Source organism: Alterirhizorhabdus solaris, from assembly GCF_007785815.1.
In the GTDB taxonomy this organism is placed as follows: domain Bacteria; phylum Pseudomonadota; class Alphaproteobacteria; order Sphingomonadales; family Sphingomonadaceae; genus Alterirhizorhabdus; species Alterirhizorhabdus solaris.
In genome coordinates this window covers 20,887-46,798 of record NZ_VNIM01000003.1, presented here as the reverse complement: position 1 = coordinate 46,798, position 25,912 = coordinate 20,887, and the positions used below count along the sequence as shown (strand labels likewise).

26 protein-coding genes and 1 tRNA gene are annotated in these 25,912 nt (G+C 67.8%); 14 read left to right on the top strand and 13 right to left on the bottom strand.

Going from position 1 to position 25,912, the window contains the following annotated elements; translation table 11 throughout:
* Positions 1–458: 458 nt before the first annotated feature.
* Positions 459–1,775: an adenylosuccinate lyase gene (gene purB, locus FOY91_RS01525; protein WP_145147408.1), complete on the bottom strand. Its 1,317-nt coding sequence runs from the start codon at positions 1,773–1,775 to the stop codon at positions 459–461.
* Between the two features lie 119 nt (positions 1,776–1,894).
* On the opposite strand from purB, the gene FOY91_RS01520 reads away from it, so the two are divergent.
* The gene (locus FOY91_RS01520; RefSeq protein ID WP_145147406.1) at positions 1,895–2,827 is read left to right on the top strand and encodes a tyrosine recombinase XerC; all 933 of its coding nucleotides are present in this window, start codon (positions 1,895–1,897) and stop codon (positions 2,825–2,827) included.
* 408 nt (positions 2,828–3,235) lie between these two features.
* Here the strand turns inward: FOY91_RS01520 and FOY91_RS01515 are convergent, their stop codons facing one another.
* Both FOY91_RS01515 and gshB read right to left on the bottom strand, forming a co-directional pair.
* The gene (locus tag FOY91_RS01515; RefSeq protein WP_145147404.1) at positions 3,236–3,838 is read right to left on the bottom strand and encodes a DedA family protein; all 603 of its coding nucleotides are present in this window, start codon (positions 3,836–3,838) and stop codon (positions 3,236–3,238) included.
* Positions 3,831–4,790: a glutathione synthase gene (gene gshB / locus FOY91_RS01510; protein ID WP_145147516.1), complete on the bottom strand. Its 960-nt coding sequence runs from the start codon at positions 4,788–4,790 to the stop codon at positions 3,831–3,833. Before gshB ends, FOY91_RS01515 begins: the two co-directional genes overlap by 8 nt.
* Before the next feature lie 231 nt (positions 4,791–5,021).
* Between gshB and FOY91_RS01505 the strand changes: the two genes are divergently transcribed.
* Positions 5,022–5,882, top strand: coding sequence for a hypothetical protein (locus tag FOY91_RS01505; protein WP_145147402.1), 861 nt, complete (start codon positions 5,022–5,024; stop codon positions 5,880–5,882).
* Complete coding sequence (locus tag FOY91_RS01500) at positions 5,879–6,253, top strand: hypothetical protein (protein WP_145147400.1); 375 nt, start codon at positions 5,879–5,881, stop codon at positions 6,251–6,253. Before FOY91_RS01505 ends, FOY91_RS01500 begins: the two co-directional genes overlap by 4 nt.
* Before the next feature lie 7 nt (positions 6,254–6,260).
* Here FOY91_RS01500 and FOY91_RS01495 read toward each other — a convergent pair whose 3' ends face one another.
* Together FOY91_RS01495 and rsmI are read right to left on the bottom strand one after the other, a co-directional pair.
* Positions 6,261–6,629, bottom strand: coding sequence for a YraN family protein (locus FOY91_RS01495; RefSeq protein WP_145147398.1), 369 nt, complete (start codon positions 6,627–6,629; stop codon positions 6,261–6,263).
* Positions 6,626–7,525 carry a 16S rRNA (cytidine(1402)-2'-O)-methyltransferase gene (rsmI, locus tag FOY91_RS01490; RefSeq protein ID WP_145147396.1) on the bottom strand — a complete coding sequence of 300 codons (900 nt, stop codon included), beginning with the start codon at positions 7,523–7,525 and terminating at the stop codon, positions 6,626–6,628. Before rsmI ends, FOY91_RS01495 begins: the two co-directional genes overlap by 4 nt.
* Positions 7,526–7,537: 12 nt before the next feature.
* Between rsmI and FOY91_RS01485 the strand changes: the two genes are divergently transcribed.
* The 3 genes from FOY91_RS01485 (at position 7,538) to FOY91_RS01475 (ending at position 11,063) form a co-directional block, all read left to right on the top strand.
* Complete coding sequence (locus FOY91_RS01485; protein ID WP_145147394.1) at positions 7,538–8,728, top strand: penicillin-binding protein activator; 1,191 nt, start codon at positions 7,538–7,540, stop codon at positions 8,726–8,728.
* A gap of 122 nt (positions 8,729–8,850) precedes the next feature.
* Positions 8,851–10,785 carry an acetate--CoA ligase gene (gene acs / locus FOY91_RS01480; protein ID WP_145147392.1) on the top strand — a complete coding sequence of 645 codons (1,935 nt, stop codon included), beginning with the start codon at positions 8,851–8,853 and terminating at the stop codon, positions 10,783–10,785.
* A 2-nt stretch (positions 10,786–10,787) separates the two neighbouring features.
* The gene (locus FOY91_RS01475; protein WP_145147390.1) at positions 10,788–11,063 is read left to right on the top strand and encodes an acylphosphatase; all 276 of its coding nucleotides are present in this window, start codon (positions 10,788–10,790) and stop codon (positions 11,061–11,063) included.
* Positions 11,064–11,386: 323 nt separating this feature from the next.
* Here FOY91_RS01475 and FOY91_RS01470 read toward each other — a convergent pair.
* Both FOY91_RS01470 and FOY91_RS01465 read right to left on the bottom strand, forming a co-directional pair.
* Positions 11,387–11,463, bottom strand: a tRNA-Arg gene (locus FOY91_RS01470).
* A gap of 174 nt (positions 11,464–11,637) precedes the next feature.
* Positions 11,638–12,312 (bottom strand): glutathione S-transferase family protein, encoded by a 675-nt coding sequence (locus tag FOY91_RS01465; protein ID WP_203234457.1) that lies wholly within the window; start codon positions 12,310–12,312, stop codon positions 11,638–11,640.
* Positions 12,313–12,594: 282 nt separating this feature from the next.
* Here FOY91_RS01465 and FOY91_RS01460 point away from each other — a divergent pair, with 282 nt between their 5' ends.
* Together FOY91_RS01460 and FOY91_RS01455 are read left to right on the top strand one after the other, a co-directional pair.
* Positions 12,595–14,268 (top strand): MFS transporter, encoded by a 1,674-nt coding sequence (locus tag FOY91_RS01460; protein ID WP_145147389.1) that lies wholly within the window; start codon positions 12,595–12,597, stop codon positions 14,266–14,268.
* Positions 14,269–14,377: 109 nt separating this feature from the next.
* Positions 14,378–15,241 (top strand): acid phosphatase, encoded by an 864-nt coding sequence (locus FOY91_RS01455; RefSeq protein WP_238995167.1) that lies wholly within the window; start codon positions 14,378–14,380, stop codon positions 15,239–15,241.
* A gap of 300 nt (positions 15,242–15,541) precedes the next feature.
* Here FOY91_RS01455 and FOY91_RS01450 read toward each other — a convergent pair whose 3' ends face one another.
* A complete protein-coding gene (locus FOY91_RS01450; protein ID WP_145147386.1) occupies positions 15,542–16,573 on the bottom strand; it encodes an extracellular catalytic domain type 1 short-chain-length polyhydroxyalkanoate depolymerase in 1,032 nt (343 codons plus the stop codon).
* Positions 16,574–16,669: 96 nt separating this feature from the next.
* Here FOY91_RS01450 and FOY91_RS01445 point away from each other — a divergent pair, with 96 nt between their 5' ends.
* A complete protein-coding gene (locus tag FOY91_RS01445; protein ID WP_145147384.1) occupies positions 16,670–17,254 on the top strand; it encodes a DNA-3-methyladenine glycosylase I in 585 nt (194 codons plus the stop codon).
* Here the strand turns inward: FOY91_RS01445 and FOY91_RS01440 are convergent.
* The 4 genes from FOY91_RS01440 to FOY91_RS01425 are packed head-to-tail and all read right to left on the bottom strand — an operon-like array spanning position 17,200 to position 19,310.
* Positions 17,200–18,084 carry a GNAT family N-acetyltransferase gene (locus FOY91_RS01440; RefSeq protein ID WP_145147382.1) on the bottom strand — a complete coding sequence of 295 codons (885 nt, stop codon included), beginning with the start codon at positions 18,082–18,084 and terminating at the stop codon, positions 17,200–17,202. The genes FOY91_RS01445 and FOY91_RS01440 overlap by 55 nt on opposite strands.
* A 51-nt stretch (positions 18,085–18,135) precedes the next feature.
* Positions 18,136–18,540 carry a YbaN family protein gene (locus FOY91_RS01435; RefSeq protein ID WP_145147380.1) on the bottom strand — a complete coding sequence of 135 codons (405 nt, stop codon included), beginning with the start codon at positions 18,538–18,540 and terminating at the stop codon, positions 18,136–18,138.
* Positions 18,527–18,799, bottom strand: coding sequence for a hypothetical protein (locus FOY91_RS01430; protein ID WP_145147378.1), 273 nt, complete (start codon positions 18,797–18,799; stop codon positions 18,527–18,529). The genes FOY91_RS01435 and FOY91_RS01430 overlap by 14 nt, the downstream gene beginning before the upstream one ends.
* A 7-nt stretch (positions 18,800–18,806) precedes the next feature.
* The gene (locus tag FOY91_RS01425) at positions 18,807–19,310 is read right to left on the bottom strand and encodes a hypothetical protein (RefSeq protein ID WP_145147377.1); all 504 of its coding nucleotides are present in this window, start codon (positions 19,308–19,310) and stop codon (positions 18,807–18,809) included.
* Positions 19,311–19,751: 441 nt separating this feature from the next.
* On the opposite strand from FOY91_RS01425, the gene FOY91_RS01420 reads away from it, so the two are divergent.
* The 3 genes from FOY91_RS01420 (at position 19,752) to FOY91_RS01410 (ending at position 22,279) form a co-directional block, all read left to right on the top strand.
* Positions 19,752–20,225 carry a Ros/MucR family transcriptional regulator gene (locus tag FOY91_RS01420; protein WP_420822848.1) on the top strand — a complete coding sequence of 158 codons (474 nt, stop codon included), beginning with the start codon at positions 19,752–19,754 and terminating at the stop codon, positions 20,223–20,225.
* Between the two features lie 184 nt (positions 20,226–20,409).
* Positions 20,410–21,519: a GGDEF domain-containing protein gene (locus tag FOY91_RS01415; protein WP_162527096.1), complete on the top strand. Its 1,110-nt coding sequence runs from the start codon at positions 20,410–20,412 to the stop codon at positions 21,517–21,519.
* 73 nt (positions 21,520–21,592) lie between these two features.
* Positions 21,593–22,279: an SDR family NAD(P)-dependent oxidoreductase gene (locus FOY91_RS01410; RefSeq protein ID WP_145147370.1), complete on the top strand. Its 687-nt coding sequence runs from the start codon at positions 21,593–21,595 to the stop codon at positions 22,277–22,279.
* Between the two features lie 13 nt (positions 22,280–22,292).
* Here the strand turns inward: FOY91_RS01410 and FOY91_RS01405 are convergent, their stop codons facing one another.
* Positions 22,293–23,231, bottom strand: coding sequence for a methyltransferase (locus tag FOY91_RS01405; RefSeq protein ID WP_238995166.1), 939 nt, complete (start codon positions 23,229–23,231; stop codon positions 22,293–22,295).
* Between the two features lie 231 nt (positions 23,232–23,462).
* Here FOY91_RS01405 and FOY91_RS01400 point away from each other — a divergent pair, with 231 nt between their 5' ends.
* Entirely contained in the window at positions 23,463–23,708 is a 246-nt protein-coding gene (locus FOY91_RS01400; protein WP_145147366.1) for a hypothetical protein, read from the top strand.
* Positions 23,709–23,806: 98 nt separating this feature from the next.
* The gene (locus FOY91_RS01395) at positions 23,807–25,903 is read left to right on the top strand and encodes a RelA/SpoT family protein (protein ID WP_145147364.1); all 2,097 of its coding nucleotides are present in this window, start codon (positions 23,807–23,809) and stop codon (positions 25,901–25,903) included.
* The last annotated feature ends 9 nt before the right edge of the window (positions 25,904–25,912 follow it).

The following is a 25,912-nucleotide window of genomic DNA, read 5'->3' as shown; positions in this document are numbered from 1 at the left end:
GCCTATCTCAATTTGAAAACGCTACGACGCGGTTGCGTCACACGCAATCGCCCATGATTGGTCTCACCATGTCGGTCTACCGCACCCACAACCGTATGATGGCTAGCCGGCAGTGCGGTTTACATGAACAAACTCATAAGTACTATCAAATGGTTAGTAGACTCAAAGTGCGAAGACAAAGCCGACGGCGAGAGCCTGCGCGGCGATGGCGAGAAGGAAGCTGGTGGCCGATTCGAACTTGTACATGATGCTTCTCCGACAAGGCATGGCGCCTACGAGCCGCCCTATGTTTGCGATGCAGCATACTTAGCCACGTTAGTGTTTACGTTCAATTAAAAAGCCCGGCGATACGGTTGCAATTGTTGCAACCATATCGCCGGGCGATCTGCCTTGGATTGAATTGTCGTTATCTATCAGTTGGATATCGCCGCGAGGCCATACCCCGCTGCGTTCAACGGTTATTTCGTCCCGAAAACTCGATCGAAAATCACGTCCACCTGCGCCAGATGGTAGCCGAGGTCGAACTTGTCCTCCAGCTCGGCCGCGCTCAAGCGAGCGGAAACCTCCGGATCGGCCTTGAGCAGTTCGAGCAGCGACAGCGCGCCGTCCGATTCCCACACCTTCATCGCGTTCTGCTGGACGAGGCGATAGCTGTCCTCTCGGCTGATGCCGGCCTGCGTCAACGCCAGCAGCACGCGCTGCGAGTGGACGAGGCCACCCATCCGGTCGAGGTTCTTTTGCATCCGCTCGGGGTAGACGAGCAGCTTGTCGATCACCCCGGTCAGCCGCGCCAGCGCGAAATCGAGCGTGATCGTGGCATCCGGCCCGATGTACCGCTCCACCGAGGAGTGGCTGATGTCGCGCTCGTGCCACAGCGCCACATTCTCCAGCGCCGGGGTGACATAGCCGCGCACCATGCGGGCAAGGCCGGTGAGGTTCTCGGTCAGCACCGGGTTGCGCTTGTGCGGCATCGCCGACGAGCCCTTCTGGCCGGGCGAGAAATATTCCTCGGCCTCCAGCACCTCGGTGCGTTGCAGGTGGCGCACCTCGGTGGCCAGCCGCTCGATCGAGGAGGCGATCACCCCCAGCGTGGCGAAATACATCGCGTGGCGATCGCGCGGGATGACCTGCGTGGAGACCGGCTCCACCGCGAGGCCGAGCTTGTCCGCCACATGCGTTTCCACGCGCGGATCGATATTGGCGAAGGTGCCGACCGCACCGGAGATCGCGCAGGTGGCGATGTCGGCGCGCGCCGCGATCAGCCGCTGGCGGTTGCGGTCGAACTCGGCATAGGCCTGCGCCAGCTTGAGGCCGAACGTCACCGGCTCGGCATGGATGCCGTGGCTGCGGCCGATCGTCGGCGTCATCTTGTGCTCAAGCGCGCGGCGCTTCAGCACCTCCAGCAGCCGGTCGAGATCGGCGAGCAGCAGGTCGGTCGCCCGCGCCAGCTGCACGCTGAGGCAGGTGTCCAGCACGTCGGACGAGGTCATGCCCTGGTGCATGAAGCGGGCCTCCGGGCCGACCTGCTCGGACACCCAGGTGAGGAAGGCGATCACGTCATGCTTGGTGACGGCCTCGATCGCGTCGATCGCGGCGACGTCGATCGTGGGCTTGGTATCCCACCAGCGCCACAGCGCGGCGGCCGCTTCCCTGGGCACCACGCCGAGTTCGGCCAGCGCATCGGTGGCGTGCGCCTCGATCTCGAACCAGATGGCGAACTTGGCTTCGGGTGCCCAGATGGCCACCATCTCGGGCCGCGAGTAGCGCGGGATCATCGGCAATATCCTGTGATGAAAGGGGTGCCGCGCGGGTAGCAGAGCCGGCCCCCGGCTTCAATCGAGGTGGCGGGGCGGCGCGGCTTCCCCGGCCACGCCGGATCGCGCATGATCGGGCGATGGCCACGCCCCCGCTCACCCTCGACGATCATCCCGCCCGCCTGCTGGCAGCCGAATGGGGCGAGCATCTGCGGCGGGACCGGCGCCGGTCGGACCATACCGTGCGCGCCTATGTGGCGACCGCGCACCGGCTGGTGGCGTTCCTCGGCACGCATCGCGGGGCGGCGGTGGACCGGGCGCTGCTGGCGACGCTGGACAAGGCGGACCTGCGCGCCTTCCTTGCCGCCCGGCGCGGGGCGGGCGAGGGCGGCGACGCGGCGATCGGCAATGCATCCGCCGCGCGGGAGCTTTCGGCGGTGCGCGGCTTCCTCGCCTTTGCCGGGGGGGCGGTGCCGCGCGTGAAGGGGCCGCGCGTGAAGGCCGGGGTGCCGCGCCCCGTCTCCCCGGCGCAGGCGATCGCGCTGGCCGAAGACGTGGCCGACGCCAGCGACGTGGCGTGGATCGCCGCGCGCGATCTGGCGGTGCTGCTGCTGCTCTACGGCGCGGGCCTGCGCGTGGGCGAGGCGGTGGCGCTGACGGGCGCGATCCTGCCGCTGGGCGAGACGATCCGCGTGACCGGCAAGCGCGACAAGACCCGCGTGGTGCCGCTGCTGCCGCGCGTGGCCGCCGCGATCGAGGCCTATGCGGCGCTCACCCCGTGGCCGGTGAGCCGCGACGCCCCGCTGTTCCGGGGCGCGAAGGGCGGCCCGCTTTCGCCCGACATCGTGCGGCTGGCAGTACGCGGCGCGCGCGCCCGGCTGGGCCTGGGCGACCGCACCACCCCCCACGCCCTGCGCCACAGCTTCGCCACGCACCTGCTGGGCCGGGGGGCGGACCTGCGATCGTTGCAGGAACTGCTCGGCCATGCGAGCCTGTCCTCGACGCAGATCTATACGGCGGTGGATGCGGCGCACCTGATGGACGTCTATCGGAACGCGCATCCGCGGGCTTGATTCAGGACAAAAGTAGAGTTCGGAGCAAGGCAACCAGAGAAACGGTTAGCGATAGGAGGGAAATGACGAGAGGCGCTTTTGCTCGTCTGTCAGCCTGTAGAAGATCACCCCTTACGCTGACAAGATACGGGAAATTGATACAATGTCGATCATCGCCAACGACCCTAGCGAAGAAATGGACCTTCGATCCATTATCCTGTGCGTAAGAAAACTTACGGTCGATCATATAATATAGGCGTCCAAATAGCTCGTAGCTCTCGTAACCCAAATCGTTTGCAATCGCATCCAAGTCGATAGGAAGATATGTCCGATAGAGCGCCCCCTCCAACTCATGCGTTCTGAAACTCTGGACGTAACGATCGTAGATCGCATTCATGATCCGAAGGTCAGTCGGGGTACGGATCGCCTTCATCCCCGCCGCGGCTTCCAAGTCACCACCCGGAACAGATACCACGCCAGCAGCAGCACCACGACGCCGGTGGAAAGCGGCCCCAGATACTTGTCCACGTCCTTCCAGTTGGCGCCCAGTGCGTAACCGGCGATCGCCAGCGCGCTCGTCCAGCCGGCGGTGCCGAGGGTGGACCAGAGGATGAACGGCAGCGGCTTCATGCCGAACAGGCCGGCGGGTACGGAGACGAGCGAGCGGATCGTCGGCATCATGCGGCCGAAGCATACGAAGAAGCGATCGTAGCGGTCGAAGAAATGGTCGGCGCGTTCCACCTCGCGCCAGTCCAGCGTCAGCACCCGGCCGAAGCGCTCGACCAGCGGGCGGAAGCGGTCGATGCCCAGCCAGCGCGCCACCACGTACCACACGATGTTGCCCAGCATCGCGCCGATCGTGCCGGCCACGATCGCGCCCCACAAGGTCATCGTGCCGCGCTGGGCCTGTAGCCCGGACAGCGACATGATGACCTCCGACGGGATCGGCGGGAACACCGTTTCGAGGAACATCAGGAAGGCGACGCCGAGATAGCCCGCGCCCTCGATCCACTCGCGGACGAAATCAGCCATTCGCGCGCGCCGCCGCCCTGGCCTCGATCGCCTCCCAGATCAGCGCCGGCGTGTCGGTGCCGTTGAAGCGGTCGATCGCGACGATGCCCGTAGGGGAGGTGACGTTGATCTCGGTCAGGTGCCCGGCGATCACGTCGATGCCGACGAACAGCAGCCCGCGCCGCGCCAGTTCCGGCCCGAGCTTGTCGCAGATCTCATGCTCGCGTGGTGTGAGCTCGGCCGCCGCGCCCGATCCGCCGACCGCCAGGTTCGATCGGATCTCGCCCGGCTTGGGCAGGCGGTTGACCGCGCCCGCCGCCTTGCCGTCGATCAGCACGATGCGCTTGTCGCCCTTCGACACGTCCGGCAGGAAGGCCTGCACCATGAACGGCTCGCGCCACACCTGGCCGAACAGTTCGGTCAGCGCGGCCAGATTGGCGTCGTTGCGGCCGACGTGGAATACCGCCGAACCGGCGTTGCCGTACAGCGGCTTCACCACCACCTCGCCATGTTCGGCATGGAAGGCGCGCGCATCCTCCAGCCGGCGGGTGATGAGGGTGGGGGGCATGAACTCGGCATAGTCGAGCACGAACAGCTTTTCCGGCGCGTTGCGGACGGCGGCGGGGTCGTTCACCACCAACGTGCGGTGCTGGATGCGTTCCAGCAGATGCGTGGCGGTGATGTAGGCGAGATCGAACGGCGGATCCTGCCGCATCAGCACGACATCGACATCCTCGGCCAGATCGAGCGTCTGCCAGTCGCCATAGGCGTGGTGCGATCCTTCGATCCGCTGGACGGACACGGGGCGGGCCGGCGCCATCACCCGCCCGTCGCGATAGCTGAGATCGCCGGCGTTGTAGTGGAACAGCCGATGCCCACGCGCCTGTGCCCCGAGCATGACGGCGAAGGTGCTGTCGCCGGCGATGTTGATCGTTTCGAGCGGATCCATCTGGACCGCGACGCGCAGGGACATGGGCAGGGACATGGGGGGGTGGGTGCCTTCTCGTCGTTTCACCGGGCGAGGTAGGGGAGGGGCCTGGGATTGTCACCCCTCGGTCCGTTGCGGCCCATCACGTCACGAAACGACGGCGGTTCGACTGGGTAAGGACCGGCAATTGCAGATGGAATGACAGAAAAGAAACGATAGATTGACTTCAAAACCTGGAATGATAGCTTTCAGTCATCCGCTAGATCGGAGGGTGGGATGGCCGTGCTGGATCATGGTGTCGTTTCCAATCGGACCAAGATACGATCCGTTATCGTCGCTATCATAATCCACTTGGCCGTCATCTCGATTACGACCGGGATCGTATTGCTTATCGCGATACCCTCATGGATAGCCGCCTATGTCATCAGCGGTAGGGAGCTTGCGGCGATCGCCAACGAGGCCTTCCATTTTAAGAAATCCTATCCGTTCCGCTACTTCGGGAGTTCGTTCGGAGAGTTCACCCATGTCTTCTGCCACGGCCAGGATCTGGAGGAGCGAACGCTGGCCACCATCGACCGGGCGCTCAAGGCGCAGGTGCCGGTCTCGCCGTTGAAGGCGATTACCATCACCGATATCGACGGCGAATTGCGCGATCCCGAGGAGCGTACATTCAGGGTATCTACGGCCGGGACGACCAGTCGGGGAACGACGGTGACGTTGCTGCTGCGTTATGCGCGGTTCGGTCAGTTGCAGTCGGTGCAGTGGTGGGTTCTGGCCGGAGGATATGTCGACAGGGACAAGAAGTTCAATTTCGTCGCCTATGCGCCGCTGACGATCTGGTTCTGGCTGATCCCTTATCTGCGCCGCGATCACGATATCGTGCCGAGGCTGCGAAGCCTGTACTCCTCGACCTATAATTATCTCGACGTGGAGACGCAGGTAAAAGGGTTTCACGAGGTGGTATTCAACGCGCTGATCGAGGAACTGGAACACAACGGGATAGATACGAGCGAGTTGAAGGTGCAGCGGATGCAGGTGATGAACATCAGCATCTCCGGCGGTCAGGTGCAGATGGGGAATGTGGTGCAGGGTGCGATGAACCGGGTGGTCAACTCGGCCAAGGGGGCAGGCAAGTGAGCAACGGCATCAGTATCAGCGTCGGCGGGGGAAACGGCGTCGCCTTCGGTAACGTCATTCAGGGCGATGGGGCGACAATCACCGCCGGTACGCAGCATACAGTCGTGCAGACTGATGCGGCGTTGGCGGACGCCTGCGAGGCGATCGATCGGGAGGGCGCGCGCCAACCTAACGACGTCGCGGACGTGGATGAGATCGAGCGCCTGAAGGCCGAACTGGCTATCCTGAAAAAGTCGATGGAAACCGCCAGGCCCGGCGGGTGGGCATCGTTTGGCGATACGGCGCGGGCGATCTACGAGAAATACGGCTGGGCAGCGATGCCGTTGAAAAAGCTGTTCGGCATTTTGATACCCGGTTGGCTACCCGCCTGATACGCACTCACCCGCACCAGGCGTTTTCGATATGCCGGGGCGGCACACCCGGCGCGATCAAAATCACGTCGATGCGGATGTCGTCGTCGGGGCCGGTGAAGCGGGGGATCAGGATTTCGGCGGCGGCGGCCACGCGGGCGAGGCGGCGGGCGTCGATCGCATAGTCCAGCTCGGCGGCAGAAGCCCGCGTCTTCACCTCCACGAAGGCGACGATCGTGTCGCGGCGGGCGACCAGATCGACCTCGCCGGCGGGCGTGCGGACGCGGGTGGCGAGGATCGCCCAGCCGTGGCGGCGCAGATGCAGCGCGGCTTCCTCCTCGCCGGCGCGGCCACGCTGCTCGGCGTGACGGCGTTTCGGTGCGGGCGGCGGCTTCACGCGTCCTCCGCGCCTTTCGCCTCGTCCCGCAGCGCCATCGCGCGCGCATAGAGATCGCGGCGGGGCAGTCCGGTCGCCTTGGCCACCTCGCCGGCGGCGCCGGCGGTGGGCAGACGGGTCATCGCCTCGATCAGCGCGTCGTCCACGTCGGCTTCGGGCGGGGCGGCGGCCTCGCCGGGCGGGGCGACGACGATGACGATCTCGCCCTTCGGCGGCGCGTTCTCATAGCGCGCGGCCAGCGCCGAAAGCGTGTCGGTCACGCATTCCTCATAGGCCTTGCTGATCTCGCGCGCGACGGCGGCCTCGCGGTTGCCCAGCCCCTCGGCCAGCAGCGCAAGCGTGGCGGCCAGGCGCGGGCCGCTTTCGTACAGGATCAGCGTGGCACGCACCGCCGCCACCTCGGCGATCGCATCGGCCTTGGCTTTCTCCTTGGCCGGCAGGAAGCCGAGGAAGAAGAAGCGGTCGGTCGGCAGCCCCGCCAGCGTCAGCGCGGCGATGGCGGCGCACGGGCCGGGGATCGTCACCACCGCATGCCCGGCGGCGCGCGCATCGCGCACCAGCTTGAAGCCGGGGTCGGAGATCAGCGGCGTGCCCGCGTCCGAGGTGAGCGCGATCGCCTCCGCCCCCATCCGCGCGACGAGGCCGGGGCGCACGCGATCGGCGTTGTGATCGTGATAGGCGGTCATCGGCCGCTTCACCCCGATGTGGTTGAGCAGCTTGCCCGTCACCCGGCTGTCCTCCACCGCGATCACATCGGCGCGCGACAGGATCGACGCGGCGCGCGGAGACAGGTCGCCGAGATTGCCGATCGGGGTGGCGACGATATAGAGACCGGGCGCCAGCCTGTCGGAAGCCGGTCTGTCGGAAGCAAGCGTGTCGGGATGAGGATCGTTCATAGGATGTACGTCATGGCAGAGGGCTCGCCCTTCCCGCAACCGCGTCGGTTCCTGCGCGCAGGGGCCGTCGTCGCCGCGCTGCTGCTGGGCGCGTGCCAGACGATGGTGCCCAAAAGCGGCCCGCCCAAGGCGGTGCCGCCCCCGATCGCCGATCGGCCCGCCGATACCGGCGCGCTGCCGCAGGACGAGGCACGCAACCGTGTGGCGCTGCTGGTGCCGATGACCGGGCCGAACGCGGCGGTGGGCCAGTCCATCGCCAACGCCGCCAATCTGGCGCTGCTCGATACCGGCGGCGCGCGCGTGCGGGTGACGACCTACGATACCGGGCCGGGCGCGGCGGCGGCGGCGGCGCGCGCGCTGGCGGACGGCAACCGGCTGATCCTCGGCCCGCTGCTGGCCGACGAGGTGCGCGCCACGGCGGCGGCGGCGCGGCCGGCGGGGGTGCCGGTGATCGCCTTTTCCAACGATGCCGCCGTGGCGGGCAACGGCACCTTCCTGATGGGCTTTTCGCCCGCGCAGTCGGTCGATCGGGTGGTGCGCTATGCCCGCTCGCGCGGGATGACGCGGTTCGCCGGGCTGATGCCGACGGGCGCCTATGGCCGCAACGCCTCCAATGTGCTGCTCCGCACCGCCGAGGCGGCGGGCGGCAGCGTGGTGTCCATGCAGACCTACGATCGCACGCCCGCCTCGCTCGCCGCCGCCGTGGGGCGGATCGGGCAGACGCGCGCCGCCGGCCAGCCCTATGAGGCGGTGCTGATCGCCGATGGCGGGCGCATCGCCACGCAGGCCGCCCCGCTACTGCGCCGGCAGGGGGCGACGCAGCTGCTCGGCACCGAACTGTGGAATGCGGAGGGGGCGCTGGCGAACAATCCGGCGATGCAGGGCGCGTGGTTCGCCAGCGTGCCCGATGCGATGTACCGCCAGCTCGGCACCAAGTATCGCGCGCGCTTCGGCAAGGCACCCTACCGGCTCGCCAGCCTCGGCTACGATGCGGTGCTGCTGACCGTGCGGATCGCGGCGGACTGGAAGACGGGCGCGCCGTTTCCGGCCAAGGCGCTGACCGACAAGGGCGGCTTCTCCGGCGTGGACGGCGCCTTCCGCTTCCGCGCCGATGGCATCGCCGAGCGATCGCTGGCGGTGCACCAGATCGGGCCGGGCGGCGCCACCGTGATCGCGCCCGCGCCGCGTGGCTTCGGCGGCTGAGGGCGGCGGCACCGGCCGGGCGGCGGGGCGGCATGACCTGCGCCGATCGGCCCGCCATACGGATTTTACGCGCCGCGCTGGCGCAATAGAGTAGCCGCCACGAAAAGAGACGGGAGAGCCGAATGAGCCAAGCGATCTATCCAGTACGCCCCGAGGATGCGGCGCGCGCCCATGTCGATGCCGCCGCCTACGAGCGGCTCTATGCCGAGGCGGCGCAGGATCCCGATGGCTTCTGGCGCCGTCAGGCGGAGCGGCTCGACTGGACGACGCCGCCGACGCAGATCGGCGACTGGTCCTTCGACGAGGCCGACTTCCACATCAAGTGGTTCGCCGACGGCGCGCTGAACGTGAGCGCCAACTGCCTCGATCGCCATCTCGCCACGCGCGGCGACGACACCGCGATCATCTGGGAAGGCGACGATCCCGCCGACGGCCGTCGGATCAGCTACCGCGAGCTTCACGCCGACGTGTGCCGGCTGGCGAACGCGCTGAAGGCGAAGGGCGTGGCGAAGGGCGATCGCGTGACGATCTATCTGCCGATGATCCCGGAGGCGGCGGTGGCGATGCTCGCCTGCACGCGGATCGGCGCGGTCCACTCGATCGTCTTCGGCGGGTTCTCGCCCGATGCGCTGGCCAACCGAATCCAGGATTGCGACAGCCGCCTCCTCATCACCGCCGATGAAGGGCGGCGCGGCGGGAAGCGCGTGCCGCTGAAGGCCAACGTCGATGCCGCGCTGGCGCACTGCACCTCGGTCGATACGGTGCTGGTGGTGCGCCACACCGGCGGCGAGGTGACGATGCAGCCCGGCCGCGACACGGATTATGCCGAGGCGATCGCCGCCGCCGCGCCTGATTGCCCGGCCGAGCCGATGGGGGCGGAGGATCCGCTGTTCATCCTCTACACCTCCGGCTCCACCGGCAAGCCCAAGGGCGTGCTGCACACCACCGGCGGCTATCTGCTGTGGGCCGCCTATACCCATGAAACGGTGTTCGATTATCGCCCGGGCGAGGTATTCTGGTGCACCGCCGACGTGGGCTGGGTGACGGGCCACAGCTATACGGTGTACGGCCCGCTCGCCAACGGCGGCACGACCCTGATGTTCGAGGGGGTGCCTAACTGGCCCGACCACGGCCGCTTCTGGGATGTGATCGACAAGCACAAGGTCGATATCTTCTACACCGCCCCGACCGCCCTGCGCGCCTTGATGCGCGAAGGCGACGACTGGGTGACAAGATCGTCACGCAAGAGCCTGCGATTGCTGGGTTCGGTCGGCGAGCCGATCAACCCGGAGGCGTGGGAATGGTATCATCGCGTCGTCGGTGAGGGGAAACTGCCGATCGTCGACACCTGGTGGCAGACCGAGACCGGCGGCATCATGATCTCGCCTTTGCCGGGCGCGACCGATCTCAAACCGGGGTCGGCGAGCAAGCCCTTCTTCGGTGTGCTGCCGCAGGTGGTGGATGCCGAGGGCGTGGTGCTGGAGGGTGCCACCGAGGGCAATCTGGTGCTGGCCGCCTCATGGCCGGGCCAGATGCGGACGGTGTGGAACGACCACGACCGTTTCTTCCAGACCTATTTCACCACCTACAAGGGCAAGTACTTCACTGGCGACGGCGTGCGCCGCGATGCCGACGGCTATTACTGGATCACCGGGCGGGTGGACGACGTCATCAACGTCTCCGGCCACCGCATGGGCACGGCCGAGGTGGAGAGCGCCCTCGTCGCCCACGCCAAGGTGGCCGAGGCCGCCGTGGTGGGGATGCCGCACGACGTGAAGGGGCAGGGCATCTACGCCTATGTCACGCTCAACGCCGGCGTCGAGGGCGATGAGGCGTTGCGCAAGGAACTGGTCCAGTGGGTTCGCCGCGAGATCGGGCCGATCGCCAGCCCCGACGCGATCCAGTTCGCCCCCGGCCTGCCCAAGACCCGCAGCGGCAAGATCATGCGCCGCATCCTGCGCAAGATCGCCGAGGGCGAGGTGGGCGCGCTGGGCGATACCTCGACGCTGGCCGATCCGGCGGTGGTGGATCACCTCGTGGCGAACCGGGTTTCCTGAGCATGATCGCGCGCCATCTGATCGTGCGCGGCCGCGTGCAGGGCGTGGGCTACCGTTACTGGACGGAGGACCGCGCCCGGGCCGCCGGCCTCACCGGCTGGGTCCGTAACCGGCCGGACGGCACGGTGGAGATCGTGGCGGAGGGCGAGGAGACGGCCATCGCCGCGTTCATCGACGCCTGTCGCGACGGCCCGTCCGGCGCACGGGTGGAAGCGGTGGAGGCGACCGACCTGCCGCCGGTCGGAACGACCGGGTTCGAGCGGCGGACGACCGGATAGGTAACGTCCGCAACTGGCTGTCTGCTAGACCTAATCCAGTTTATGAGGCTCCCCGGCTCTCTCGATTGTTTTGTCTTGCCCTGGAATGACGTGCCGGTTTCTGCCGGGGCAGGCTTATGGAGCATCACCGCCCGTCGACAAGGAAAGCCGGGGCTGGAGAGCGGGACAAACCGTCGGACCGGCGTGCGACAATGCCGATGGAAGCAACGAGTGAGGGCGTTGCTCGACCCCTGCTCACGCCCGCCAGGATTGGCCAACCTCATCAGGAGGTTGCCAAGTGTAGCGGATAACTCCGGAAAATCACGTCGCAGCAGGAATGAGCGTGGTGGCCTCTGAGGGACTCGAACCCCCGACGCCCACATTAGGAATGTGGCGCTCTGTCCTGCTGAGCTAAGAGGCCGCTCCACGCCCGCCCGGCATAACCCGGCGAGGTGGCGTTGTCGATATTTCCAGGCCTGTCATCGCTCCGGCGTGATCCGCCACCGCCGCGTCCGGTCGAACACTTCGGCCGGGTCGGCCAGTTGGAAACCGACGATGCCGTCGCCCCGGCAGGCAGATCCGGGGCGGCGGCGCATCATCTTGACCCCTCGGTCCGGAACGGCTTCTCGAATGTCGCGAGATGGTCCGCCATCGCCTTGCGGTGGGCGGGGCGCTCCTCCCCTCGCGCGACGTAGGTGGCAAGCGCCGGAAAGCGATCGAGGACGCCGGTGCCTCGCAGGCCGCCCAGCACCGACACCATCATCAGGTCGCCGACGTCGAAATCCTCGCCTTCCAGCCACGTCCTTTCGCCCAATGCCGTCTGAAGGTCGGCAAGGCGCCCATCGAGATCCTCGACCACCTTGGCATGGCGCGCGGCCGACCATTCCCGGTCGGCCTCGAAGATGTCATTTATCGCCAGGGCCATGACAAACGGCTCGACCGAATTGAGCGCCGCCGTAAGCCACTGGATCGCCCGGATACGCGCCGCTCCATCGGCCGGAATCAGGCGGCCCGCACCGGCCACGGCCGCGCGCTCGGCGATATGCAGCACGATCGCGCCCGACTCGAAGATGTCGACGATGTCGTCTCGGTAGCTCGGCACCTGCCCGAAAGGCTGGTGCCGACGATGCTCGGGCGTCTTGGCATCGGTGATCAGCGCGACCTCATAAGGCTGGCCGACTTCCTCGAAGGCCCAGCGCGGGCGCAGATCGCGGACGAACCCGCGCGCGAAAGGCGGCACCCAGCCAAATGTCGTGATGACAGGGATCACGAACCTCTCCCACATTGTGGCAGCCGTCCCCCGGTCGGTGCCCGATGGTACGACTCGATGGCGGGATCGTGCCGGGGGCCGGCCGCAAAGACAATGCCGTGGCCCGTCGGGAGAACCACGGTGCTCGGCTATTGCGTGCCCGCCGGGGCCATGCCACTCCCGCTGCGACGGGTCGGACGGCCAATCATGGTATCGGCCGGAACGGGTGGCCAGGTCGTCCTGCGGGCTGACGGTGCGTTTCGTTCCACGCAATATCAATGGACTACGGGGGATCGCGCCGAAATGGTGGCAAGTAGCAGCAGCGATACGGCGCGCAAGGTAGGTGCGTTCGAGCCGCTGCGCGAGCCGGTATTCCGGCGTATCTGGACGGCGAGCCTGCTGTCGAACTTCGGCCAGCTTATCCTGGGTGTCGGCGTTGCGTGGGAGATGACCCGGCTCACCTCCTCGCCCGGCATGGTGGCGCTGGTGCAGACTGCGCTGATGCTGCCGCTGATGCTGGTGGCGGTGCCTGCCGGCGCCATCGCCGACATGTTCGATCGCCGCCGCGTGGCGATGATCGGGCTGGCGATCTCGATGCTGTTCGGTGCGATCCTGACGACCCTTGCGTGGGCGGGGCTGGCGACGCCGTGGGTGCTGCTCGCCTTCTGTTTCCTGATCGGCGCCGGCGTCGCGCTCTATGCACCGTCGTGGCAGGCCTCGATCGGTGAACAGGTGGTGCCGGAGCATCTGCCCGCCGCGGTCGCGCTGGGCACGATCAGCTACAATCTGGCGCGCAGCTTCGGCCCGGCGCTGGGCGGGGTGATCGTGCTGGCGGCGGGCGCGAAGGCGGCTTTCGCCATCAATGCGGTATGTTATGCGCCGTTGCTCTTTGCGTATCTTATCTGGCGCCGCCGTCATATCCCCTCGCGTCTGCCGCCGGAGCGGATCGACCGGGCGATCGTCGCGGGCGCGCGTTATGTGTTGTACGCCGGTTCGATCCGGGTGGTGCTGATCCGTGCCTTCCTGTTCGGCATGGCTGGTGCGACGACGACGGCGCTGGCGCCGTTGATCGCCAAGACCATGCTGGGCGGCGATGCCGGCACCTATGGCATCATGCTGGGCTCCAGCGGGGTCGGCGCGGTGGTGGGGGCGCTCACGATCAATCGCTTTCGCGAAAGGCTGGGCACCGAAATCTCGACCAGGCTGCTGGCCGCCGTCTCGGGCGTGGCGCTGGTCGTAATCGGGTTGAGCCACTCGCTGGCGCTGACCTGCGCGATGCTGGGCATTGCAGGCGGCGCCAACATCGTCACGATCGCGCTGTTCAACATCTCCGTCCAGCTTTCCGCGCCGCGCTGGGTGACGGCCCGGGCGCTGTCGCTGTTCTCTTCCGCGCTCACCGGCGGCATCGCGTTCGGCGCCTGGGTGTGGGGTTCGGTCGCAGGGGAATGGTCGCTGTCGGGCGCGATCGTCACTTCGGGCGTCATGTTGCTGGCGATGCCGCTGGTCGCCCGCCTGCTGCCGCTGCCGGAGGTAAGCCAGGCCGACGTCGCGCTGGTGGAACTGACGAACACGCCGGAGGTGGCGCTCGCCCTGACCCCGCGATCCGGCCCGGTGGTGATCGAGATCGATTATGACGTGGACCCGGCGGATGCGCGCGAATTCTATGGCGCGATGCTGAAGGTGCAGCGGGTGCGGTTGCGCAACGGCGCGTTCGGCTGGTCGATCTCGCGCGATATCGCCGACTCCGCCGGATGGACGGAGCGCTATCAGTGCCAGACGTGGGGGGATTACCTGCGGATGCGCGCGCGCTTCACCCAGACGGATCATACCGCGCAGGAGCATGCCAACAGCTTCGATCGCAGGGCACCGGCCGACCGGCACGTCCGCCGCCGGCTGGAGCGGCCGTTCGGCTCGGTCCGCTGGCGGGCGGATTCACCGGATCCGCAGCAGCAGACGCTGGGCTATATCGCCCCCTGAGCGGCGGTCCGTTCGGGCGGGGCAGGCCGGCGACGCGGCCTGTCGCACAGGTGCCATGCGGCCGGATTATGGGGCCGGTGGCGATACGGCAGGTGGTGGAAGGAAGACGATGACGATGGCGAACCGTTGGGCGATGCTGGCGGCCGGTGCCGTCCTGTTCGCGGGGCATCAGGGGCTGGTCGAGGCATCTCCGGCCGAGCCTTCTACGGCCCCGGCATCGATACCGGCGATGGCGCGATCAGATTCGCCGGGCACGGCCGCGCCGAACCGTATGGCGGCCGGCTATCTCGCCGAGCCGGCATTGTCCGCCGATGCGGGCCTGTCGCCTTCGCCGCCGGTGGCGGGATCGGCTGCCGATGCGCGCGACACAGAGGGCATGCAGGCGGCGCTGGCGTTGCGCGGCACCCCGCGCTGGGCGCAGGCGACGGCTGACGCCGAACTGTTCGGCCCACATGCCACCAGCGGCTTCTCCTGCGCGGCGGGGGTGGAGATCGGGCCGCAGACGACGCCGAAGACCGACGCGCTCATGCGCAAGTCGATGGCGGACCTCGGCCTCTCCACCTCGGCGATCAAGCGTCGGTATCAGCGGCCGCGTCCGTTCATGGTCAACGGCCAGCCGACCTGCACCCCTGACTGGGAACCGCTGCTGCGACGCGACGGCTCCTACCCCTCGGGCCACAGTGCCATCGGCTTCGGCTGGGGACTGATACTGGCCGAGGTGATCCCCGATCGGGCCGCCGCGCTGGTGGCGAGGGGCCGTGCGTTCGGCGACAGCCGCCGCATCTGCAACGTCCACTGGCTGAGCGACGTGGAAGAGGGGCGGATCGCGGCCGCTGCGAATGTCGCGCGGCTCAACGCCGACCCCGTGTTCCGGAAGGATATGGATCGCGCACGCAAGGAGCTGAAGAAGGTTCGCGCGGAGCCACGTGACTGTGCAAGCGAGGCGGGAGCGGCGTCGGCGACCGACCGCTGACGATCGACCGCCGATCGGAAAGCTTGACCTCTCCATGACGTTTGAAGGTCTTCCGGGGTGCTGGAAGCGCGCCGTGAAAGTCCCCTTTCCTATAATGGCTTATAGGGAAAGTCTCATAATCTGCGCGATATAACGGTGGCCGCGCTGCAACACTTTTTTGAGGACGACCATCGTCCTGACGGTTTGGGTAAGATGCCGCCCCTCCCATCCGACCGTATGGTTGCCGACTGCACGAACGTCCGGCAACCGGCACAAGGCGCGTCATGGCGATATCCGCCGGCCCGGCCCCGGCGTCGAGCGCTATGCCGCGTGTTTCGGTGCGGTCGGGCGGCGGCGGGCGAGGAAGAAGCGGATCATCTCGCGCGAGGCGTCCGGCCCCGCCGGATCGGTGTGCGAGCCGGCGACGCTGCCGCCCGACCACGCATGCCCGCTGCCGTGGATCACCCAATCCTCCAGCACCACCGCGTCATCGGCGTGGGCATGGACGGTGCAGGTGTAATCCCGCCCGCCCGCCGATCGCCCGTGCGAGACGCGACTGACGAGCGGCTTCGTCGTCGAACGACGCAGGTGGCCGAGGAAACCGGCGGCGTTGGCGGGGTGGACGATCTTGTCCCTGTCGCCGTGGAAAACGATCGTGGGCGGCGGGGTGCGGGCCTTGCCGGTGCCGCCGCCGTTACCGCTCCGCATCGCCCCCAGCGCCCCGGTCAGCGTCGTGATATCACCCCGCGCCACGCCGGAATGCACGCCGACGGCGACGAACAGCTCCGGATACGCCGCCGCCGTGATCGCCGCCGCCGCGCCGCCGGCCGAGATGCCGGCGATGTAGATGCGGCCGGGATGGGCATGACAGATCACTGCGATGTCGCGGGTCAGCGCGGCGATCGTTTTCGGCTCGCCGCTGCGGACCTGGTCGCCGGGTCGGTGCCAGTTCCAGCAGCGCCCGAAATTGGCCTGCCGCGATTGTTCGGGATACAGCACGAGAAAGCCGTATTCGTCGGCGAGGCGGTTCATCGCCGTACCGGCCGCGAAATCATCGGCGGACTGGCCGCAGCCGTGCAGCATCACCACCAGCGGCAACTTCCGCCGGTTGGAGCCGACGGGGGTGTAGAGCTTGTAGATCATTTCCCCCTGCGCGCTGGTGTGCCGGCCCTGCACGAAGGTGCCGGGGGCGGGGCGTGCCGGCAGCGGGGGTTTCGTCCGTCGTTTCGGCGCGGCACGGGGCTTCGCCGGAGGCGGCGCGAGCAGGGTGTGCAACGCGGTGGCGGCGGCGAAAGGGCGGCCGGTGCGGACCAGCTTCTGCGCCCTGGCAATCGTACGGAACGGGTTCTGCATCGATTTCACCTTGCGCCCACGGACCAGCCGTGCCGATCTCGGGGTCAACGCACGGGACCGAGGGGTCGATCCCGCAGTGCAGCAAAAGGATGAACGATGGATGATCGGGAGGAGCCGGTCCGTTGTGGCTGGGCGCGCGGCGACCCGCTGATGCGGGCCTATCACGATACCGAATGGGGCGTGCCGGAGGGGGACGGCCGCGCGCTGTGGGAGAAACTGGCGCTCGACGGCTTTCAGGCCGGGCTGGCGTGGATCACAGTGCTCCGCAAGCGTGAGGCGTTCCGTGCCGCCTTCGCCGGCTTCGATCCGGCGGTGGTGGCACGGTTCGGCGAGGCGGATGTGGCGCGGTTGCTCGGCGACGCTGGCATCATCCGCTCCCGCGCCAAGATCGAGGCGACGATCGGCGGCGCGCGCGCGTGGCTGGCGATGCAGGAGGCGGGTGAGGGCTTCGCCGGTTTCTGCTGGTCGTTCACCGATGGCGTGCCGTTACGCGGCGACGGCGTGACGATCCCGACCCAGACGCCGCTTTCCGCCGAGATATCGAAGGCGCTGAAGGCGCGCGGCTTCAAGTTCGTCGGGCCGGTGATCGTCTATGCATGGATGCAGGCGGTCGGCATCGTCGACGATCACGCGGTCGATTGCTTCCGTCGCGGCGAAGGGATGTCCAGCGCGAAGCGATAGCTGGTCTGCGTGAAGCCGGTGGCGCGGAAGAAGCCGTGGACGTTGCGGACCTCGATATCGCTCATCGCCTCGATCGCCCTACAGCCCCGCGCCGTGATCGCGGCGATCGCGCTCTCGACCAGCGCACGGCCGATGCCCTGTCGCCGCGATCGCTCGGCCACCACCAGCGTCACGAGGCGGCCTATCGCGCCATCGGGCAGCGGGATCGGATGCCAGCCGAGGCAACCGGCGACCCCGCCGCGATCGGCGACCAGCAACGGCGCCCTAGCCCGCGCCTGTGCCGCAATATGCCGTTCGATCGCCGCCGATGACATGCCAAGCAGCGCGGCGATGGCGGGCGCATCGGCGCGCGTGGCATGGCGGATCGCCAGTACCGGTTCGGGGGGCGGGGCAGCGGGCTTCGGCGGATGCTCGGGTCTGGCGGCACGGCGACGCTTCGGTGCGGGAGCGGGTTCCGGCGCGGAAGGCCGGGTGTCGCCACGGTCGCGTTCACCCGCGGGCAGTGCGGCGGCCGGTTTCGATACGGCGAGAGATCTGCTGTCAGGCGGTCGTTTTCCGGCCGGACGCTTCGGGGGGTCGGGCGTGGCATCGGCCGACTCGCGCCACCCCGCCGCGACACTGCCGCGCAGGTGATCGGCCACCTCGCCGGCGGTGGCGGTCAGGGCGCCGTCGTCGGCGATGCCGAACAGCGGCTTGCCCGTGGCCGGATCGGCAAGGCCGTACCGACCATAATCGCCGACCCCCGGCGTGCGCCGCCGCGAACGGACGAGGCGAAAGCCGCGATGCGACGCCATCGCGCGCAGTTCGTCCGCTTCGCCGTCTTCCGCCATCGCGACGGGATAGGACAGGCGTTGGCGTCGAACAATCGGCGATCCGCTACGTCAGGGGCGGGTGGCGATCCAGGTCCCGGAGAGGAGCGCGACGCCGGCAGGCACATAGGCCCATGGCGCCGGCAGGAAGATCAACCCCATCACGCCGCTGCCGGCCAGCATCACGATCGCGGCGATCTTGCCGCGTCGGCTGATCGCGCCACGTTCCCGCCACGCCCGGATGTGCGGGCCAAAATGCGGATGGTCGAGCAGGCGTCGCTCGAACGCGGGGTTGCCCTTGCCGAACAGGAAGGCGGCGAGGATGTAGAACGGCACTGTGGGCAGCAATGGCAACGCGATCCCGATGCTGCCGACCACGAACGATGTGATGCCGAGCGCGTTGAACAGCCGCCGCCGGGCGGTCGAGACGCCGGCGGGCGGTGTCAGTACCGGTGGCGGCGGTTCAGCCGGCGTCATCCAGCGCCTCACCCCGGCGCAGCAGGCGGGCGAAATCATGCGCCGCCCGGCGCTCGGTCGCTCCCTTGAAGGTCGTCTCCGAGTCGGGCGCGCGGCCCAGCACCGCCATCAGCGCCCACAGCGCGAAACGGCGGCCGGCCTCGCGCTCGACCCCTAGGTCGATGGCGATGCGATCGGTCGCGGCGGCCAGCGTGGCGGCGTCCGCCGTGGCCGGGTCGTCCGTGCCGAGGTAGTGATACAGCAGCGCGTCGAGGTCCATGGGGCGCTCAGGACTCGCCGTGGCCGCGAAACGACGGCAGGTCGGCGCGGATCCGTTCCATCGCGTCGATCGCGGCGAGCAGGTCGGTCATGCCGAGCCGCACCTCTTCCGCGCCGGCGACCCGTGCTGAGCCCAGCGCGCAACGGATCACCGGCTCGTCACCCTCGATCGCCGCCGAGGTCAGCCCGTTGGCGACGAGGTTGCGCAGCCGCAATGCATCCTGGACGCGGTCGCCCAGTTGCTCGATCCCGGCATGCTGGTCGGCATTGCGGCGGCGTCCGCGGCCGAGCAAAGCGCGCCATTCGCCCAGCCGCTCGCTGATCGAGCGCGGGCGAACGTGCGGCGCCGCGATATCGCCGGCGGCGCGACGCAGTTCGAGGATCTCGTCGTCGAGCGACTGCTCGACCATGCTCCACTGGAACAGCGTGTAGCCGACGCCGGCCATCAGATCGTGAAACGTCGCGGGGGGCGGCGCGCTGACGGCGGGATCGAGGGTCTCTTGGACAGTCATGCAAAACTCCAGGGGGCTTTCCGCTTAGGGAAGATTTTGCGGTCGGGCCATGCCCGCCGTCCGTTTTCACCCACGGGCGACCGCATATCGGGCGGTGCGAACGACGGCGACGCAGGTGGCAAGCGCCAACTTCAATGCCGGTCAATCATCGTCGAAGGCGGGACAGGCGCAAGTTTGTTGCGACAGCGACGGCCAGAGGCAATCATCGTTCTTTGTTGTCGACGGACAAGGTTGACTGCAACGGCGTGGCCAAACTCCACGCGGACGACCTGGATTACTGGGTGTAACCATTGCGATGTCCGTAATCGCTCGCTTCTTGTCCGTTTTTGCGGGCAGCTTGTCTTGTTGGGTAGTGGCGTACGCTGATTACTACACCTATATGACACCGGGTTCCGGGCATGCTGATGAGGCGGCCGGTACATCCAAAAAAGAAAGGTCGCCATCGTGTCCACCGAAACGCCGTCGCCGGATATTCTCGCTCTCGTCGCGGACATCGTCGCGGCTCATGTCAGTAACAACAATGTCCCGATCGAGGCCGTTCCGGCACTCATCACGACCGTCCACACATCGCTCGTCGGGCTGGGCAACGAGCCTGAGGCCGTCGCTCCCCGTCCGGAGCCGGCCGTGTCCGTGCGGGCTTCGGTGAAGCCCGATTATCTGATCTCGCTCGAGTCGGGCCGCAAGCTGAAGATGCTCAAGCGCTACCTCCTCACCAGCTACGGGATGACCCCGGACGACTATCGCCGCAAGTGGGATCTGCCGTCCGATTACCCGATGGTCGCGCCCAATTACGCGGCACAGCGCAAGGAACTGGCGCACCGCATCGGCCTTGGCCACAAGCGCACGCCCGAGCCGGTCGAGCCGGTCGAGGCACCGCGTCGGCGTCAGTCGCGCAAGGTGGCCGACGCGGAGTAAGGCCCCGGCGCGCGATCCTGCCGTGGCGGATCGCGCGCCGGCCCGATCTGGGGCAGATTTCGTCGTCGCAAGTAACGATCCGCCCCGCCCGCAGAAACTAACGCAGATTATGAACGCTGTTGGTGGTTGCGAAAGGTTTACCCCCGATACCGGGCGCCGGTTCAGGCATCACCGGGTCGGGAATGTGATCGGCAGATTATCCGCAGCATCTTCGAAACGATCCTGGCGGCTTGACGGGATCTTCGCCGGCTCTTGTGACGAGCAGGGCGGGCTGTTCCGCCGGATCGGCAAGTTCCTCGCGGATCACCGGCTGGAGCCGACCCCTGCCAATTACGCGCTCGCGCATGTCGTGGTGACGGATGGCAATGCCACGGTATTGCGGGCGGTCGCCGAGGCGACGTTCGGCGATGTCAGGCTTACCCAGGCGCAAGCGGATCGCATCGGCGGGCTTGCACAACCGGTTGCCCCTGTCGCGGTCCCAGTCGCGGATACGCAGGCGGCCGCCGCCGCGATGGCCGACCTGATGCGGTCGATCGACGATGCGCGCGAGCGCTTCGAGCGATTCGCCGGCATCGTCGATACCTCCCGGCGCGACGCGCAGGATTACGGCGACGCGCTCGTCAGCGGCGCTGCCACGCTCACGCCGGTCGCCAGTGCGGCCGCCGCACAGGCCGAGACGCTGGCGGCATTGCTCGCCCTTACCCAGTCGATGATCGGCAAGACCCGCTCGGCCGAGGAGCAGCTGCGTGCCGCATCGGTCGAGATGGACGACCTGCGGGCCAGCCTGGCGGCGGCGCGGCAGGATGCGGGGACCGATCCGCTGACCGGCCTGCCCAACCGCCGCGCATTCGAGACCCGGTTCGCCGATCTCATGAACCGGCCGATCCCGTGCACGGTGTCGCTGGCGATGTGCGACATCGACATGTTCAAGGGCATCAACGATCGGCACGGCCACGATGTCGGCGACCGGGTGATCCGGCTGGTGGGCAAGCAACTGGCGGACGGCTGCGACGATGCGGTCGTGGCCCGGTATGGCGGCGAGGAATTCGTGATGCTGTTCGACGGCTGCGATGCGGTCGAGGCGGCGCAGGCGCTGGATGCCACCCGCGCGGCGATCAGTGCTCGCAGCTTCAAGGTGGCGGGCAGCGGCGAGACGCTGGAACGGCTGTCCTTCTCCGGCGGGGTCGTGACGGTCGCGCCCGGCGAGGCGGTGCGCGATGCCGTGCGACGCGCCGATACCGCGTTGTACCGCGCCAAGCAGGACGGCCGGAACCGGATCGAACTGGGCATCTAGCCGTTCGATCGGCCGGCGAGGGTTGGGCGCGGACGAGCCTGACCGCAGCGCTGCGAACGAGCGAGGAGTCGACATGGCGAACGTGGTCATCACCGGGGCGAGCCGGGGCATCGGGCTGGAGCTGGCCCGGCATTATGCCGCCGCGGGCGATCGGGTGTTCGCTTTCTGTCGCGATCCGGCAGGGGCGGAGGCGCTGGCCACGCTGGCGACGTCCTCCTCTGGCCGGCTGACGGCGCATGCGATGGACGTGGCCGACGATGCTTCCGTTCAGGGCGGTGCAGCCGCGCTCGACGGCGCGGCGGTGGACGTGCTCATCAACAACGCCGGGATCAATCCACCGGGGCAGGGCCTTGCCATGACGACGGAGGTGTTCCGTGAGGTCAACGAGGTGATGCTGATCGGCCCGTTCCGGGTGCTGCAGGCGTTCCTGCCGAATCTGGAGCGTGCCGGCACCGCACGGGTGATGAACGTGACGAGCCAGATCGGTGCCTCGACGTGGCGGCATGGCGGCTATTATGCCTATGCCGCCGCCAAGGCCGGGCTGAACCGGCTGATGCGCAGCATGTCGGTGGACGTGAAGGCGCGCGGTATCCTGATCGGCCTCGTCCACCCCGGCTTCGTGCAGACCGACATGGGCGGGTCGGGGGCCGACATTTCCCCGGCGCAGAGTGCGGCGGGGATCGCGAAGGGCACGGCCGCGCTCACGCCCGAGACGACCGGCGGTTTCTTCGACTGGACCGGAGCGCCCCACCGCTGGTGATGCGGGGCGGGGGCTATGCCATCCGCGTCATCACGATCCGAACGGCGGCGATGCGATCCACATCGGCATAGGCCGGCTGGTCCAGCTCCTCGCCGAAGATGTCGGGGTCCAGTTCGGCATGGTCGAAGGTGCAGCCGAGCGTGGCGGCATCGGCGGCGAGCCGTTCGCGCATCGCATCCCGTCCGTCCACGATCGCGCTGCCGGTATACAGCAGCAGCCGCCCGCCGGGCGCCAGCCGCCGTGCTGCGGCCTCCGCCCAGTCGATCGAGATGCGCGCGCCGTGCATGTCGCCGCCGTCGCGGTAGGCACGAGCGCCCGGATCGACGATGAACGGCGGATTGGCCAGCACGAGGTCGAACGGCCCGTCCAGCCCGTCCAGCCCGCTGCCCAGACGGGTGACGGCATGCAGGCCGGCGTGGACGGCATTGATCTCGGCCAGGAACAGCGCATCCGGGTTGATGTCCACGAGTGTCAGCGTCGCGGTGCGATGGCGAAGCCCGGCGATTACCCCGCCGACGCCCGCGCCGGTGCCGATGTCGACGATCCGGGTCGGCTCCGGCGTCCACTCCAGCCGGGTGCGGATGAAATCGGCGAAGCGATAGGTGTCGGGGCCGAGGAATACGGCATCCCGATGCTCGGTGGGGTAGGCCGAATGGAGGAACAGCGTGCCGCCCACCCGCGACACGCGCAACGACGCCTTCAGCCCCGCCGGGTGCAACTCCACCGCCCCGGCCGCTTCCAGCGCGGCGATCAGTTGCGGCGGCAGCAGCGCCGGGGCGAACGGCAGGCTCCAGCCGAACACGTCGCGCAGATCGCGAGCCACCTGCCGGCCGGGCCGGGCGAGGATGCGGGCATGGGTGGCGGGGGTGGGCGTGACGAAATCATAGCCTGACGACTCGAGCCGGGCGAGCAGGTCGCGCAGCGCATCGCGGGCGGCGGGGGTCTTGAGCACGGTGGTTCCTCGATACGACAGCGGCCGGCCGTAGCCCGCCGGACGCCGCCCGGCCATCGCCACAAATCAGTTTGTTGCGCCGGGAACGGCCCGCGGGGCCGATTGTTCTTACTGCATCTGCTACTGCAAAGGCATGGCGCCGGCTGTGGTACGGACATGACAACGCCAAATAATCGTGCTAATACAGCACTCCATCGTCGCCATAAGAGCGGCGAGGCCGAGGATAGCCTGATGAAATCCCCCATGTTTGCCCCCGCCGCCGTCGCTTGTCTTGTCGATGGCCGCGAACCGCGTGCTGAAGAGATCGACCAGTTGGCCGCCAAGATCTGGCACGATGTCTATCATCGCAGCTGGAAGATCGACTGGAGCGAGGTCGAGCGTGGTTCGAGACTTTATCTTGCCACGTATGCAGCGGCCCTTGCCGCGCTCGGCGCGATTGCATCGTTCAGCCCCGATATCATGAGCGTGGCCGCCTGAAGCACCGGGACGGTGCTGGCGGGGTTTGTCGGCCTCGGTCGTAGAGAAGCGACAACGCTCTCTTGCGTCGAGGCCCGCCATCGCCCCATGTTGGGCAGGTGCTGAGACAATATGAACTTATCGATCGGGTGCTTGGCTATGACCCGGATGCCGACGAGGCGCTGCTGAATCGCGCCTACGTCTTTTCCATGCAGGCGCACGGCAGCCAGAAACGCGCCAGCGGCGACCCCTATTTCAGTCACCCGATCGAGGTGGCCGGCATCCTCACCGACCTGCGGCTGGACGACGAGACGATCGCCACCGCCATCCTCCACGACACGATCGAGGATACCGTCGCCACGCACGAGGAGATCGAACGCAAGTTCGGCGTGAACGTGGCGCGGCTGGTGGACGGCGTGACCAAGCTCTCCAAGATTGAGGCGCAAACCGAGAACGAGCGCGCCGCGGAGAACCTGCGCAAGTTCCTGCTCGCCATGTCGGACGATATCCGCGTGCTACTGGTGAAGCTGGCGGACCGGCTGCACAACATGCGCACGTTGCATCACATCCCCAGCGAGGCGAAGCGCCGCCGGATCGCACGCGAGACGATGGATATCTACGCGCCCCTTGCCGAGCGGGTGGGCATGTACGAGTTCATGAAGGAGATGCAGACGCTCGCCTTCCGCGAGCTGGAGCCAGAGGCCTACGAATCGATCACCCGCCGGCTGGAGCAGCTGCGCGAGGGCGGCGGGGACCAGATCGCCCGGATCGGCTCGGGCATCACGCTGCACCTCGGCCGCCACGGCATCCGCGCCGAGGTGTCGGGGCGCGAGAAGCATCCCTATTCGATCTGGCGCAAGATGGCCGAGCGCCACATCAGCTTCGAGCAGCTCTCGGACATCATGGCGTTTCGCGTGATCGTGGCCGATCCGGACCAGTGCTATCGCGCACTGGGGCTGATCCACCGCAAGTGGCCGATGGTGCCGGGGCGGTTCAAGGATTACATCTCCACCCCCAAGCGCAACGGCTACCGCTCGCTGCACACCGCCGTGATCCATTCGGAGCGGATGCGGATCGAGATCCAGATCCGCGATCAGGAGATGCACGGGCAGGCCGAGCATGGCCTCGCCGCCCACTGGGCCTACAAGCAGAAGACGGGCAAGCCGGACAGCCAGTCCAGCTGGATCCGCGATCTGGTCGAGATCCTCGATCATGCCGAAAGCCCGGAGGAACTGCTCGAACATACCCGCATGGCGATGTATCAGGATCGCATCTTCGCCTTCACCCCCACCGGCGAGCTGATCCAGCTGCCCAAGGGCGCCACGCCGGTCGACTTCGCCTACGCCGTCCACACCGATCTCGGCGACCAGACGGTGGGGGCCAAGATCAACGGGCGGGTGATGCCGCTGCGGACCGTGATCGAGAACGGCGATCAGGTGGAGATTTTGCGGTCCAAGGCGCAGGAGCCGCAGCCCGGCTGGATGAACTTCGTCGCCACCGGCAAGGCGCGCGCCTCGATCCGCCGCTACGTCCGCCAGAAGGAACGTGGCGAGCGGGTGGCGCTGGGCACCAAATTCTACGACGAGATCATCAAACGGCTGCCGGCGCAGCTTGGCCCCCAGGCTCTCAAACAGGCGCTGAAGAGGCTGGGCTTGCCCGATCAGGACGCGCTGATGGAGGCGATCGCGCTCCAGTCGGTCAGCGATGCGGCGGTGCTGGAGGCGCTGATGCCGGGTGCGGGTGGCGCGGCGCTGGCCGTGCGCGCCGCTGCCGCGCCGCAGAGCGAGGCGATCTCGATCCGCGGGCTCACCCCCGGCGTCGCCTATACGCTGGCGCCCTGCTGCCATCCGGTGCCGGGCGACCGCATCGTCGGCCTGCGCCGCCCGGACGAGGCGGTGGAGGTCCACGCGATAGACTGCCCGCGTCTGGCCGACGGGGTGGATGCGGACTGGGTGGATCTGGCGTGGGGCGATGTGTCGGATGGCGGCACCGCGCGGCTGGCGATCGTGATCCGCAACGAGGCGGGCGCGCTGGGCGTGATGGCCGGCATCCTCGGCAGCCAGAGCGCGAACATCGTCAACCTGCTGCTGGTGCACCGCGATGCCAGCTTCCACACCTTCCATCTGGCGGTGGAGGTGCGTGACGTGCAGCACCTGATGCGGATCCTCGCGGCGCTGCGCGCGGCGGATGCGGTGTCCTCGGCGGAGCGGCTCTAGCGCAGGCGC